Raw genomic sequence first — 13,556 nt, 5'->3', positions numbered from 1 at the left:
CCCGACGATCCGTCTCCGCCGCACGGGGGAGGAACTCAGTCGTCCAGGACGAGCACGACCTCCTCGATCTCCCGGCCCCGCCCGTTCGCGTACCCGCGAGCCCGGGCCGTCTCGCGGAAGCCGCACTTGTGCAGCACCCGCAGCGACGCGGCGTTGTCGGCCGCCGCCCGCGCGTACAGCGGCCGTTCGGGCACCTCGGCCAGCAGGCCCCGCAGCGCCGCCGTGGCGACACCGCGGCCCCAGTAGGCACGGTCGATCCAGTACGTCACCTCGCGCTCGCCGGCCACCCCGTAGACCGCCGCGCTGCCGGCCACCTCGCCGTCGGCCAGGACCGTGCGCAGCACGTGGGCGGAGTCGCGCACACGCCGCCAGTAGGCCGCGAAGGCCTCCTGGTCGTAGGGGTTCTCCGGGCCGAACGCGGCCATCCGGACGGCCTCCGGGTCGGTCATCTGCCGGTAGAACACCGGCAGGTCACCGTCCTCCACGGCCCTGAGCGCGATCTCCATGGGACCCGACCCTACGACGGCACGGCCGCCGGGCCCGCGACCTCCCCGCGCTCAGAGCCTGCGCGTCGCCAGGGCCAGCCGGTCGCGGGCGTCGAACAGCGCGTCCTTGATCATCTGCTCGTGGGCGGGGGTCAGCCGGGCCACCGGCACCGAGCAGCTGATCGCGTCCCGGGCCGGGGTGCGGTAGGGGATCGCCACGCCGAAGCAGCGCAGGCCCAGCGTGTTCTCCTCGCGGTCGACCGCGAAGCCCTGCTCCCGCACCTGGTGCAGCTCCTCGATGAGCTTCTCCCGGTCGGTGAGGGTGTTCTCCGTCAGCGCCGGCAGGGTCTCCGGCAGCAGCTTGCGCACCTGCTCGTCGGTGTAGGTGGCGAGGATCGCCTTGCCGAGGGAGGTGGAGTGGGCCGGCAGCCGGCGCCCGACCCGGGTGAAGGGGCGCAGATAGTGCTGGGACTGGCGGGTGGCCAGATAGACGACGTTGGTGCCGTCGAGCCGGGCCAGGTGGATGGTCTCCGTGGTGTCGTCGGAGAGCCGGTCCAGGGTCGGACGGGCGGCGGCCACCACCTCGTCGCCGTCGATGTAGGAGGTGCCCACCAGCAGCGCCCGCACCCCGATGCCGTACCGCGTGCCCGTCGCGTCGGTCTCCACCCAGCCCAGCTCCACGAGCGTGCGCAGCAGCATGTACAGGCTGGACTTGGGATACCCGACGGCCTCCTGGACGGCCGCGAGGGAGTGCATGCCGGGCTTGCCGGCGAAGTACTCGAGCAATTCAACGGTTCGTACCGCGGACTTGACCTGCGCCCCGCCCGTCTCGCCTGCCGACATCGCCCTTGACCCCTTCAATCGCCGGGAAATAGTCTCCGAGCAGCGTATTCATCATCAGAGACAGTGTTCAGTATATCGAACGCGGCTGATCGGTGACCCTACTTCTTGCGGCCTTACTGGAGGGACCCGCGGTGGCAGCAGCACCAGTCTGGAGTGTCGACCCGCGTACCGGGAAGCAGCGTGAACAGGTTGCGGTGGAGGCTACAGCCCAGGAGGTGGACGCGGCGGTCCGGGCGGCCCACGCCGCACGCGGCGCCCTCGCCGACCGCGCGGTGCGCTCCGCCTTCCTGCGCTCGGCCGCCGCGGGCCTGGAGGCGGCCAGGGACGGTCTGGTCGAGACCGCCGACGCCGAGACCGCTCTCGGCCCGGTCCGGCTGACCGGCGAACTCGCCCGCACCGGCTACCAGCTGCGGGCCTTCGCCGGCATCGTCGACGAGGGCGCCTTCCTCGACGTCGTCATCGACCACCCCGACGACACGGCGACCCCGCCCGTCCCGGACCTGCGCCGCTACAAGGTGCCGCTCGGCGTCGTCGCCGTCTACTCCGCCTCCAACTTCCCCTTCGCCTTCTCCGTCGCCGGCGGCGACACCGCGAGCGCGCTCGCCGCGGGCTGCCCGGTCGTGGTCAAGGCCCACCCCGACCACCCGGCCCTGTCCGAGCTGGTCGCCAAGGTGCTGCGCCGGGCCGCGGCCGAGCACGGCATCCCCGAAGGCGTCGTCGGTCTCGTGCACGGCTTCGAGGCGGGCGTCGGGCTGATCCGGCACCCGCTGGTCGCCGCGGCGGGCTTCACCGGTTCGGTACGGGGCGGACGTGCCCTCTTCGACGCGGCCGCCGCCCGTCCCGTCCCGATCCCGTTCCACGGCGAGCTGGGCTCGCTGAACCCGGTCCTGGTGACCGAGGCCGCCGCCGCCGAGCGCGCCGAGGAGATCGGCACCGGGCTCGCCGGGTCGATGACGCTGGGTGTCGGACAGTTCTGCGTGAAGCCCGGCCTGGTGCTGGTGCCGTCCGGCGCGGCGGGCGACGGCCTGGTGAAGGCCCTGACGGCCGCGGTGAGCGACACCGAGGCGGGCGTGCTGCTGGACCACCGGATGCGGGACAACTTCATCGCGGGGGTGGCCGAGCGCGCGCAGCTCCCCGGGGTCGACTCCCCGGTCACCCCGGGCGCGGGCGGCGAGCACACGGTCAGCGCCGGGTTCCTGACGGTGCCGGCGGCCAGGCTGGCCGAGGAGGGGGCGTACGACCTGCTCCTGGAGGAGTGCTTCGGCCCGGTCACCGTGGTGGTGCGGTACGAGGACGAGGGCGAGGCCGCGGCCGTGCTGTCCCGCCTCCCGGGCAACCTGACGGCCACGGTCCAGCTGTCCTCGCAGGAGGCCGCCGGCGGGGGCCGGGGCGCGGAGCTCCTGGCCGAGCTGACCCCGCTGGCCGGGCGTGTCCTGGTGAACGGCTGGCCGACGGGCGTGGCGGTGGCGCCGGCCCAGCACCACGGGGGGCCGTACCCCGCGACCACCTCCACGTCCACCTCGGTGGGCGGTACGGCCATCGAGCGGTGGCTGCGGCCGGTGGTGTACCAGAACGCGCCCGCGGCCCTGCTGCCGGACGAGCTGAAGGACGACAACCCCCTCGGCCTTCCCCGGCGGTTCGACGGGCGCCTGGAACGCTGAACACGGGCACGAGAGAAACGAGAACCTGGGAGACTCGCCCCATGGACCTGAAAATCCCCGAACTGCCCTTCCCTCTCCGGACGTACGGGCCCGACGGACACTGGGTTCATGAGGACGGCGTGCTCACCGGATGGGCGGGACCCCGGCAGGACCGCTTCGTCACGCCCACCGGGGAAGCCCTGGACCCCGCCTCCGACGCGCCCCGGCTGCTGGGGGCGCCGGAAGGGGACTTCCAGCTGATCGCCCGGGTCACCGTCGGGTTCAACGCCTCCTTCGACGCCGGCGTGCTGTACGTCCATGTCGACGACCGGGCCTGGGCCAAGCTCTGTCTGGAGTACTCCCCGGACGTGCCCACCGTCTGCACGGTGGTCACCCGGGGACACTCCGACGACGCCAATTCCTTCACGGTGGAGGGGAGTTCGGTGTGGCTGCGGGTCAGCCGGACCGGGCGGGCCCTCGCCTTCCACGCCTCCCGGGACGGCGAGCGCTGGACCTTCGTCCGGCTGTTCACCCTCGGCGACGAGGAGCAGACCGGTGACGCGCTGGTCGGCTTCATGACCCAGTCGCCGCTGGGGGAGGGGTGCGTGGTCACCTACGACCACATCGAGTTCAGGACGTCCTGGCCGAGCGACCTGCGAGACGGAAGCTGAGGGCGAAGGCCGGGACGAGCAGGGCTTCGCAAGGCCCAGCCGTGTGACCACCGGCGGGCCCCGGCCTTCCACGGTTGCCAGGGCCGGGTTCCGGCCCGGGAATGAAACGGGGCTGTTTGAACGTTCACGTACCGGGCGGAGAGAGCCTCCGCGCCCGTACGACCTGGAGAGAGCCGAAGACATGCGCGTCGAGATCTGGAGCGACATCGCCTGCCCCTGGTGCTACGTGGGCAAGGCCCGCTTCGAGAAGGCGCTCGCTGCCTTCCCGCACCGCGAGGACGTCGAGGTCGTGCACCGCTCCTTCGAGCTGGACCCGGGCCGCGCCAAAGGGGACGTCCAGCCGGTGATCACCATGCTGACCAGGAAGTACGGCATGAGCGAGGCGCAGGCCGAGGCCGGCGAGGACAACCTCGGTGCCCAGGCCGCCGCCGAGGGCCTGGACTACCGCACCCGGGGCCGCGACCACGGCAACACCTTCGACATGCACCGCCTGCTGCACTTCGCCAAGGAGCGGGGCCGGCAGGACGAGCTGATCCAGATCCTGTACCGGGCGAACTTCGCCGAGGAGCGGTCCGTGTTCACCGAGGGAGACGAGCGGCTCGTCGAGCTGGCCGTGGCGGCCGGTCTCGACGCCGAGGCCGTCCGCGCCGTGCTCGCCGACCCGTCCCGCTACGCCGACGACGTCCGCGCCGACGAGCGCGAGGCCGCCGAGCTCGGCGCGACCGGCGTGCCCTTCTTCGTCCTCGACCGCACGTACGGCGTCTCCGGCGCCCAGCCGGCCGAGGTCTTCACCCGGGCGCTGACCCAGGCCTGGGGCGAGCGCTCTCCGCTGAAGCCGGTCGAGCAGGGGGACCAGGGGGAGGGGGCAGCCTGCGGGCCCGACGGGTGCGCGGTGCCGCAGCAGGGCTGAAACCGCAGGTCGGGGCGGACGTATAAGGAGTCCCTTGGCGATCCGCGGAAAAATTCGCAATGGACGGGGACTTCCCGGGGCCGCAGAGTGGACCCATGAGGAACACGGAGACCACGGAGACGTTCGACCACCTCGTCCGCGCCGAGTTCGCCCCGAAGAACACCTACCTGAACACCGCGAGCAGCGGCCTGCTCCCGGCCCGTACGGTCGCCGCGCTGCGCGAGGCGGTGGCCATCCGGGCCGAGGGCCGGCCACTGGACCCGCTGTTCGACGACGTGGAGGTCGCCCGGGCCGCGTTCGCCCGGCTGGCCGGAGTGCCGGTCACCCGGGTCGCGGCGGGCCCGTCGGTCTCCGCCCAGACCGGGCTGATCGCCGCCTCGCTGCCCGCGGGCGCCGAAGTCCTCACCGCCGAGGACGACTTCACGTCCGTACTCAACCCGTTCCACGCGCGCGGCGACCTCAAGGTGCGCGCGGTGCCGCTGGAACGGCTCGCCGAGTCGGTCCGCCCGGGCACCGCCCTGGTCGCGGTCAGCGCCGCCCAGTCCGCCGACGGGCGGATCGCCGGCCTGCCCGCCCTGCGCGAGGCGGCCCGCGCGCACGGTGCGCGCACCTACGTCGACTTCTCCCAGGCCGCCGGCTGGCTGCCGATGGAGGCCGACGCCCACGACTTCACCGTCTCCACCACCTTCAAGTGGCTGCTCGGCCCGCACGGGGCGGCCTTCCTCGTCGTCCCCGAGGACTTCGGCGGGCTGTCCCCGCTGCTGGCGGGCTGGGTCGCGGCCGAGGAACCCTGGAACAGCTGCTACGGCCCGGTGACCGAACTCGCCCACTCCGCACGGCGGTTCGACGTCAGCCCCGCTCTGTTCACCTACACCGGGGTGGCGCGGTCGCTCGCCCTGATCGAGGAGCTGGGCGTGGCCGCCGTACAGGCGCACGACCTGGCGCTGGCCGACCGGTTCCGCACCGGACTCGCCTCGCTCGGCCACGAACCGCTGCCCGCCCCCGGCTCGGCCATCGTCTCCGTGCCCGGACTGGGCGCGCGCCAGCCGGAGTTGAGCCGCGCGGGCATCGAGGTCTCCGACCGCGCCGGTAACCTGCGCGCCTCCTTCCACCTCTACAACACGGAAGCGGACGTGGACCGCCTGCTGGACGTGCTGTCCGGCTGACGACATGACCGGGCCGGAGCCCCCCGTCCCACACGAGGAGGCCCCGGCCCGGAGCCGTACGTCCGGCGACTACTTCACCTTCACCGGCGTGAAGTCCCGCGCCCTGATGCCGCGTTCTCCGGGGGACAACCCCCGGACCCCCGGCCGGTCTCCGCTCACCGGACGGGAGTGAAGTCCCTTGCTCCAATGAACGTGGGCCGTCGCACCGGAGCCGCGAACGGCTCGACCGCCTTGTTCTCCACGCTGTTGAACACGATGAAGACGTTGCTGCGCGGGAACGGCGTGATGTTGTCGCCCGAGCCGTGCATGCAGTTGCAGTCGAACCAGGTCGCCGAGCCGGCCTTACCGGTGAACAGGCGGATGCCGTGCTCGCCGGCCAGCGCGGTCAGCGCCTCGTCCGAGGGGGTACCCGCGTCCTGCATCTGCAGCGACTTCTTGTAGTTGTCCTTGGGCGTGGCGCCGGCGCAGCCCAGGAACGTCCGGTGCGAGCCCGGCATGATCATCAGGCCGCCGTTGGTGTCGAAGTTCTCGGTCAGCGCGATCGAGACGGACACCGTGCGCATGTTCGGCAGCCCGTCCTCGGCGTGCCAGGTCTCGAAGTCCGAGTGCCAGTAGAAGCCGCTCGCGCCGAAACCGGGCTTGACGTTGATCCGGGACTGGTGGACGTACACGTCCGAGCCGAGGATCTGCCGGGCGCGCCCGACCACCCGCGGATCGCGCACGAGGTTCGCGAACACCTCGCTGATCCTGTGCACCTCGAAGACCGAGCGGATCTCCTTCGACTTCGGCTCCACGATGGAGCGCTCGTCGGCGCGGATCGCCGGGTCGCCGACCAGCCGGTCCAGCTCGCGCTTGTAGACCTCGACCTCGTCCGGGGTGATCAGCTGGTCGACGGCGAGGAAGCCGTCACGCTCGAACCCCTGCAGGCCGGCCGCGGAGATCGGGCCCGGGGTGTCCGGGGAGCCCCAGACGACCGGGTCCTGGCGCGGGACGGACACCTCGGTGGTGCCGCGGGTCGGGTAGAGATCCTTCACGGGTGCGGTGGTCATGGGTTCTCACACCTCCTCGGGCTCGGTGAGCAGCGGGTAGACGCCGTTCTCGTCGTGGTCCTCCCGTCCGGTCACCGGCGGGTTGAACACGCAGATGCAGTGGAAGTCCTCCTTGACGCGCAGCGTGTGCCGCTCGTGCCCGTCGAGGAGGTACATGGTGCCGGGCGTGATGGTGTACGTCGTCCCGGCCTCGTGGTCGGTGAGTTCGGCCTCGCCCTTGGTGCAGACGACGGCCTCGATGTGGTTGGCGTACCACATCGACGTCTCGGTGCCGGCGTACAGGATGGTCTCGTGCAGGGAGAAGCCGACCCGCTCCTTGGCGAGGACGATCCGCTTGCTCTCCCAGGTACCTGACTTCGCCTTGACGTGCCGGTCGGTGCCTTCGATGTCCTTGAACGATCGGACGATCACGGTGGTGCTTTCCTCCTGGTCGGCTTGCGGTTCAGACGGTTTCGCGGACGGCACGGGCGAGGACGCTCAGGCCCTCGTCCAGCTCGTCGGGCGTGATGGTGAGGGCGGGCAGCAGCTTGACGACCTCCCCCTCCGGGCCGGACGTCTCGATGAGCAGCCCGAGTTCGAAGGCCCGCCGCGCGATCCGCGCCGCCCGGCCCTTGTCGCGGAACTCCATGCCCCACACCAGGCCGCGCCCGCGGTACTCCTTCACGTCGGCGAGGTTCTCCTCGGTGATGGCGATCAGCGCCTGCTCGACCTGCTCGCCGCGGGCGCAGGTCTGCTTCTCCATGGCCGAGCCGTCGGTCCAGTACGCCTCCAGGGCCGCGGTGGCGGTGACGAACGCGGGGTTGTTGCCCCGGAAGGTGCCGTTGTGCTCGCCCGGCTCCCAGACGTCCAGCTCCGGCTTGAACAGGCACAGCGACATCGGCAGCCCGTAGCCGCTGATCGACTTGGAGACGGTGACGATGTCGGGCGTGATCCCGGCCTCCTCGAACGAGAAGAAGGCACCCGTCCGCCCGCACCCCATCTGGATGTCGTCGACGATCAGCAGCATGTCCTGCCGCTCGCACAGCTCCTTCAGCGCCCGCAGCCACTCGGGCCGGGCCACGTTGATGCCGCCCTCGCCCTGCACGGTCTCCACGATCACCGCGGCGGGCTTGTTGAGCCCGGAGCCCTGGTCCTCCAGCAGCCGCTCGAACCACAGGAAGTCCGGCACCGTGCCGTCGAAGTAGTTGTCGAACGGCATCGGCGTGCCGTGCACCAGCGGGATCCCGGCGCCGGCCCGCTTGAAGGCGTTGCCGGTGACGGCGAGGGAGCCCAGGGACATCCCGTGGAAGGCGTTGGTGAACGACACGATCGCCTCGCGCCCCTTCACCTTCCGGGCCAGCTTCAGCGCCGACTCCACGGCGTTGGTGCCGGTCGGCCCCGGGAACATGACCTTGTACGGCAGGTCGCGCGGGCGCAGCACCAGATCCTGGAAGGTCTGCAGGAAGGACCGCTTGGCCGTGGTCGACATGTCCAGGCCGTGGGTCACCCCGTCCCGGGACAGATAGTCGATCAACGCCCGTTTGAGCACCGGGTTGTTGTGGCCGTAGTTGAGTGAGCCGGCGCCGGCGAAGAAGTCGAGGTAGGCATGACCGTCCTCGTCGAACATCCGGCTGCCCTGCGCGCGGTCGAAGACCGTGGGCCAGCCGCGGCAGTAGCTGCGCACCTCGGACTCGAGGGTCTCGAAGACGCTGAGGTCGGGCTGGGTGATGGTCACGGTGAATCGCTCCTCAGTGGGCGGTGGTGTCGGTCAACGGGCCGATGCGGTAGAGGACTTCGGGATCGTGCGGGCCGTCCGGGAACAGCTCGGCGGGGAACAGCACCTCGCGCTCCAGACGCGCCCCGTGCCGGGCGGCGAACGAGGTGAACAGCCGCTCGGAGGCGGTGTTGCCCGGGGTGATGGTGGTCTCCACGTCGGTGATGCCGCGCTCGGCGGCGAGCCGGGCGGTCAGCCCGTCCAGCAGCGCGGCCGCGATGCCGAGACCCCGGTGGGCGGAGTCGACGGCCACCTGCCAGACGAGCAGCGTGCGGGGGCGCTCCGGCCGCACATAGCCGGTGACGAAACCGACCGGCTCCCCGTCCGCACCGCGCGCCACCGCCGAGGTGCCGGCGAAATCCCGGCACCACAGCAGATAGCTGTACGAAGAGTTCAGGTCGAGGGTTTTCGAGTCCTTGGCGAGACGCCAGAGCGTGGCTCCGTCCGTCACCGCCGGCTGGTCGACGATCAGGTCTGCGGGTGCGGCAGTCATGCGGCACGAATTTAGCGAGGCGAATTAGGAAATGCACGGCCGCTGTCGCTGTGCCGCACAGAGGGTGCGGCGAAATGCCCTAATTGACCCGCATCAAATCGGGACAAATGTGCCGCACTGTGGAGTGTGTCACACCCTTGAAACCGTCAAAAAACCGCTAGGAAACTTCCCTGTTTAGGCTTGCAAAAAGCGGGCAGAAGAAGACGGGAAGCTACCACCGGGAGAATTGGCAGAAATTGTGAAACCAAACTGAATAATGAATTCAGGCTCCGGTTGCCCCGTCGATTCGTTCACGCAGAATGTCGGCGTGCCCGTTGTGCCGGGCGTATTCCTCGATGAGGTGGACCAGCACCCAGCGCACACTGACCTCGACGCCGGTCATCGGTTCGTCCACGATCCGCCCGGTGTCCTCCAGGTCCCGCCCGGCGAGCAGCTCCCGGCCGCGCGCGACCTCCCGGCGCCACGCGCCCAGCGCCTCTTCCAGCCCCCGCCGGGGATCGAGGGCGTACCCCGTCGCCTCCTCGAACACCGGCGGCACGTCCAGATCGGCCAACACCCGCTGGAACCAGTTCCGTTCGACTTCGGCGAGATGCTGCACAAGCCCGAGCAGCGTCAGCGACGAAGGCTCGGCCGAGGCCTGCCGCACCTGCTTGTCGTCCAGCCCCCGGCACTTCAGCTCCAGCGTGGCCCGGTGAAAGTCCAGCCAGCTCTCCAGCATGGGGCGCTCGGGGCCGGTCAGGAGGGGGATGGGGCGGCCGTCGGGGAGCGTGTGGGGAGCCTGGGGTGTGTTGTGGGTCATGCGGTGAGGATGGCACGGGCCACTGACACCGGCCCCGGCACCGGCACCGGCAAAGAGGGTGCGACGGCCTCGGTCGTGTCAGCCCCCGAGCGCCGCCCCGAGCGCCGCCAGGCACCTCTGCACGGTTTCCGGCGAAGCATCCGCCCCGTAATGGTTCACCCGGATCATCTCCCCGGCCAGCGCGCCCCCACCCGCGGCCAGCGGCAGCGAGGGGTCACTCGCCAGCGCCCGGGCCACCACCTCCGACGCCACCACCCCCGACGGCACCCGGAGGGTCGTGGCCACCGGCGCCGCATCCGCGGCCTCGTACACATAGGGCTCAAGGCCCGCGCCCAGGGCAACCGCACCGGCCCGCGCGGTGAGCGCGGCGCTGCGGTGACGGTCCATCACCGCGTCCAGCCCCACCGACTCGATCCGCTCCAGACACGCCTGAAGCGCCAGCATCTCCAGCTGCGCCGGAGCGTGCGGCAGCGCCGTGCGGCCGGCGTCGAGCCAGCGCTCCTTCCAGTCGAGCAGGGACAGGTAGGAGCGGCGCGGCGCGTAGGGGTTGGCCGCCATCCGGGCCCACGCGCGCTCGCTCACCGAGATCGCCGACACACCCGCCGGGCCGCCCATCGCCTTCTGCGCGCCGATCACGCACAGGTCCACACCCCACGCGTCCGGCAGCACCGGCTCCGCGCCCACGGAGGCGACCGCGTCCAGGTAGAACAGCGCACCCTGCTCCCGGACCGCCTCGCCGATCGCCGCGACCGGGTTGGTGTTGCCGGTCGCCGCCTCCGCGTGCACCAGCGACACGAAGTCGATCTCCGGGTGCTCGGCGCACGCCTCCCGGACCTGGTCGGCGGTCACCGCCGTGTGGAAGGGCACGGAGAGGTCGTACACCGTCGCACCCGCGTCCCGGAGCCAGTTGCCGAAGGTCTGCCCGTAGGGGCCCGTGATCACGTTCAGGGCCACCGTGCCCGGACCGGCCGCCGCGCGGATCGCGCCCTCCAGCGGCAGCAGTGCCTCGCCCTGCGTGACCAGCACGTCCTGCCGGGTGCCCAGCAGCCGCGCGACCCCGTCCTCGATGGCGGCGAAGCGCTCGGCGCTCAGCGGGGGCAGGTCCAGGAACGGGTGGGTCACGGCCGCGCTCTCTTCGTTCTCGGGGTCAAGGTCCGGGGGTAATTCCATCGATCTTAGGTCCAACGCCGTCGTAACCATCGGTTTGATTTGAGAGACTCAAACTCTTCCTTATAATCAGAACCCACGGTTCCCCCACAGAGAAGATCCCCCCATGAAAACGCTCCTCGGACGCCGGACCCGCCTCCTGGCTGCCACCACCGCCACCGCCGGGCTCGTCCTCGTCGTGGCCGGCTGCTCCTCGAACGGCGGGGGGAGCGGCGGTGCCACCGTCAAGGGGGTCCACCTCGTCAAGGCCGGTCAGCTGACCACCTGCACCCACCTGCCCTACCCGCCGTTCCAGTCGGAGATCAACGGCAAGGTGCAGGGTTTCGACGTCTCCCTCATCGACCTCGTCGCCAAGAACCTCGGCGTCAAGCAGCAGATCGTCGACACGCCGTTCGAGAACTTCAAGACCGGCGCCTTCCTGAACTCCGGCCAGTGCGACCTGGCCGCCGCCGGCATGACGATCACGCCCGAGCGCAAGAAGAACGTCGACTTCTCCGACCCGTACTTCGAGGCCACCCAGGCCGTCCTCGTCGGCAGGAACAGCGGCATCAACTCCCTCGCCGACGTCAAGGCCAAGGGTGAGAAGCTCGGCGCCCAGGCGCAGACCACCGGCGAGGACTACGTCAAGGGCAAGGGCTACGACCCGATCTCCTTCGACTCCTCCGACGCGGTCCTCAACGGCCTGCGCACCGGCCAGGTCCAGGCCGTCGTCATCGACTACCCGGTCGTCCAGGGCTGGCTGAAGGACAAGGCCAACGCGGACAAGTTCAAGGTCGTCGACAACCTCAAGACCGGCGAGCAGTACGGCTTCACGGTCAAGAAGGGCAACACGGCGCTGCGCGAGGCCATCGACAAGGCCCTGAAGGACGCCAAGGCCGACGGCACCTACAAGAAGATCTACGAGCAGTGGATCGGCCCGTACAACGCCTCCGTGGCCTCTCCCGCCGCCTCATGACCGATACGGACGTACGACTCCAGCCGAAGAAGAAGGGGCTGACGCGACGTCAGAAGCGTCGGCTGTCGCGCGGCACCCAGTACGCCGTCTTCGTCGCCGCCGTGATCGCCATCGCGGTCTCGGCGGACTGGGGCCGGCTGCAGAACCAGTTCGCCCAGGGCGGCATCGCGAAGCAGATGTGGCCGGACGTCATCACGCTGGCGCTGAAGAACACCGTTCTGTTCACGGTGTCCGGCTTCGTCCTCGGTCTGGTGCTGGGCCTGGTCATCGCGCTGATGCGGCTGTCCTCCGTGGGGCCGTACCGCTGGGTGGCCGGCATCTACATCGAGATCTTCCGCGGCCTGCCCGCCCTGCTGATCTTCGTCTTCATCGCGGTGGCCGTCCCACTGGCCTTCCCAGGCACGGAGATCCCCGGCGGCACCTACGGCAAGGGCGCCCTCGGCCTCGGGCTCATCGGTGCCGCCTACATGGCGGAGACGTTCCGCGCCGGCATCCAGGCGGTGCCCAAGGGGCAGCTGGAGGCGGCGCGTTCGCTGGGCTTCTCGCCCGCGAAGGCCATGATCTCCATCATCATCCCGCAGGCGTTCCGGATCATCCTCCCGCCGCTCACCAACGAGCTGATCATGCTCTTCAAGGACTCCTCCCTGGTGCTGCTGCTCGGTGTGACCCTGGAGGAGCGCGAGCTGTCCAAGTTCGGCCGGGACCTGGCCAGTACGACCGCCAACTCCACGCCGATCCTGGTCGCGGGCCTGTGTTATCTGCTGGTCACCATCCCGCTCGGCTTCGTCGCCCGGCGTCTGGAGGCCAGGGCCCAGAAGGAGATCAAGTGACCCGCCCCGAGATCCGCGTCCAGGACCTGCACAAGTCCTTCGGCGACAACCAGGTGCTCAAGGGCATCGACCTGGAGATCGGCCGGGGCGAGGTCGTCTGCGTCATCGGCCCCTCCGGCTCCGGCAAGTCGACCCTCCTGCGCTGCGTGAACCTGCTGGAGGAACCCACCGAGGGCCAGGTCTTCGTCGGCGGCACCGAACTGACGGACCCCGACGTCGACATCGACGCCGTACGCCGCCGGATCGGCATGGTCTTCCAGCAGTTCAACCTGTTCCCGCACCTCAGCGTCACCGAGAACCTCACCCTCCCGCAGCGCCGGGTGCTCGGGCGGGACAGGGCGACGGCCGCGCGGATCGCCGCCGAGAACCTGGCCCGGGTCGGCCTGGCCGAGAAGGCGGAGGCCTACCCCTCCTCCCTCTCCGGCGGCCAGCAGCAGCGCGTGGCGATCGCCCGGGCGCTGGCGATGGGCCCGGAGGTCATGCTCTTCGACGAGCCGACGTCCGCCCTCGACCCGGAACTGGTCGGCGACGTCCTCGCCGTCATGCGCATGCTCGCCCGCGAGGGCATGACGATGATGGTCGTCACCCACGAGATGACCTTCGCCCGCGAGGTCGCCGACCGGGTCGTCTTCATGGACGGCGGCGTGATCGTCGAGGACGGCAGCCCCGAGCAGGTCATCGGCGACCCGCGGCACGAGCGCACCCGCCACTTCCTCTCCCGCCTGCTCGACCCGGCGATGGCCGAGGTCGAGGAGGAGACCTCGGACCAGGTGGGCAGGCCCGGGCAGTAGCTCA

Annotated in this window: 15 protein-coding genes; 7 read left to right on the top strand and 8 right to left on the bottom strand. The window is 70.6% G+C overall.

Annotated elements, in window-relative coordinates:
* Positions 1-35: 35 nt before the first annotated feature.
* Both ACWDEN_RS19055 and ACWDEN_RS19050 read right to left on the bottom strand, forming a co-directional pair.
* Positions 36-506, bottom strand: a complete 471-nt coding sequence (locus tag ACWDEN_RS19055; RefSeq protein WP_450859705.1) for a GNAT family N-acetyltransferase — start codon at positions 504-506, stop codon at positions 36-38.
* Positions 507-557: 51 nt separating this feature from the next.
* The gene (locus ACWDEN_RS19050; protein ID WP_351605098.1) at positions 558-1,328 is read right to left on the bottom strand and encodes an IclR family transcriptional regulator; all 771 of its coding nucleotides are present in this window, start codon (positions 1,326-1,328) and stop codon (positions 558-560) included.
* Positions 1,329-1,459: 131 nt separating this feature from the next.
* Between ACWDEN_RS19050 and ACWDEN_RS19045 the strand changes: the two genes are divergently transcribed.
* The 4 genes from ACWDEN_RS19045 (at position 1,460) to ACWDEN_RS19030 (ending at position 5,715) form a co-directional block, all read left to right on the top strand.
* Complete coding sequence (locus ACWDEN_RS19045; RefSeq protein WP_450859704.1) at positions 1,460-2,989, top strand: aldehyde dehydrogenase (NADP(+)); 1,530 nt, start codon at positions 1,460-1,462, stop codon at positions 2,987-2,989.
* A gap of 41 nt (positions 2,990-3,030) precedes the next feature.
* Complete coding sequence (locus tag ACWDEN_RS19040; protein ID WP_450859703.1) at positions 3,031-3,639, top strand: DUF1349 domain-containing protein; 609 nt, start codon at positions 3,031-3,033, stop codon at positions 3,637-3,639.
* A 181-nt stretch (positions 3,640-3,820) separates the two neighbouring features.
* Entirely contained in the window at positions 3,821-4,549 is a 729-nt protein-coding gene (locus ACWDEN_RS19035) for a DsbA family oxidoreductase (protein WP_351605106.1), read from the top strand.
* A 59-nt stretch (positions 4,550-4,608) separates the two neighbouring features.
* Positions 4,609-5,715, top strand: coding sequence for an aminotransferase class V-fold PLP-dependent enzyme (locus ACWDEN_RS19030; protein ID WP_351605109.1), 1,107 nt, complete (start codon positions 4,609-4,611; stop codon positions 5,713-5,715).
* A 155-nt stretch (positions 5,716-5,870) separates the two neighbouring features.
* Here the strand turns inward: ACWDEN_RS19030 and thpD are convergent, their stop codons facing one another.
* The 6 genes from thpD to ACWDEN_RS19000 form a co-directional block, all read right to left on the bottom strand.
* Positions 5,871-6,764: an ectoine hydroxylase gene (thpD, locus tag ACWDEN_RS19025; RefSeq protein WP_450859702.1), complete on the bottom strand. Its 894-nt coding sequence runs from the start codon at positions 6,762-6,764 to the stop codon at positions 5,871-5,873.
* 6 nt (positions 6,765-6,770) lie between these two features.
* Positions 6,771-7,175: an ectoine synthase gene (locus tag ACWDEN_RS19020; protein WP_069781597.1), complete on the bottom strand. Its 405-nt coding sequence runs from the start codon at positions 7,173-7,175 to the stop codon at positions 6,771-6,773.
* Between the two features lie 31 nt (positions 7,176-7,206).
* A complete protein-coding gene (ectB, locus tag ACWDEN_RS19015) occupies positions 7,207-8,478 on the bottom strand; it encodes a diaminobutyrate--2-oxoglutarate transaminase (protein ID WP_351605117.1) in 1,272 nt (423 codons plus the stop codon).
* Positions 8,479-8,491: 13 nt separating this feature from the next.
* The gene (gene ectA, locus ACWDEN_RS19010; protein ID WP_351605119.1) at positions 8,492-9,010 is read right to left on the bottom strand and encodes a diaminobutyrate acetyltransferase; all 519 of its coding nucleotides are present in this window, start codon (positions 9,008-9,010) and stop codon (positions 8,492-8,494) included.
* A gap of 262 nt (positions 9,011-9,272) precedes the next feature.
* Complete coding sequence (locus ACWDEN_RS19005; protein WP_450859701.1) at positions 9,273-9,809, bottom strand: DinB family protein; 537 nt, start codon at positions 9,807-9,809, stop codon at positions 9,273-9,275.
* Positions 9,810-9,887: 78 nt separating this feature from the next.
* Positions 9,888-10,931 (bottom strand): pyridoxal-phosphate-dependent aminotransferase family protein, encoded by a 1,044-nt coding sequence (locus ACWDEN_RS19000; protein WP_450859745.1) that lies wholly within the window; start codon positions 10,929-10,931, stop codon positions 9,888-9,890.
* A gap of 151 nt (positions 10,932-11,082) precedes the next feature.
* Between ACWDEN_RS19000 and ACWDEN_RS18995 the strand changes: the two genes are divergently transcribed.
* From ACWDEN_RS18995 to ACWDEN_RS18985, 3 genes are read left to right on the top strand one after another with little or no spacing between them, the layout of a single operon-like run.
* A complete protein-coding gene (locus ACWDEN_RS18995; RefSeq protein WP_450859700.1) occupies positions 11,083-11,931 on the top strand; it encodes a transporter substrate-binding domain-containing protein in 849 nt (282 codons plus the stop codon).
* On the top strand, positions 11,928-12,761 hold the full coding sequence (locus tag ACWDEN_RS18990) for an amino acid ABC transporter permease (protein ID WP_351605129.1): 834 nt from the start codon (positions 11,928-11,930) through the stop codon (positions 12,759-12,761). Before ACWDEN_RS18995 ends, ACWDEN_RS18990 begins: the two co-directional genes overlap by 4 nt.
* Positions 12,758-13,552: an amino acid ABC transporter ATP-binding protein gene (locus ACWDEN_RS18985; protein WP_351605132.1), complete on the top strand. Its 795-nt coding sequence runs from the start codon at positions 12,758-12,760 to the stop codon at positions 13,550-13,552. Before ACWDEN_RS18990 ends, ACWDEN_RS18985 begins: the two co-directional genes overlap by 4 nt.
* The last annotated feature ends 4 nt before the right edge of the window (positions 13,553-13,556 follow it).

The organism is Streptomyces sp. NPDC001153 (genome assembly GCF_053598315.1).
This window is presented reverse-complemented; position numbering and strand designations above follow the sequence as displayed.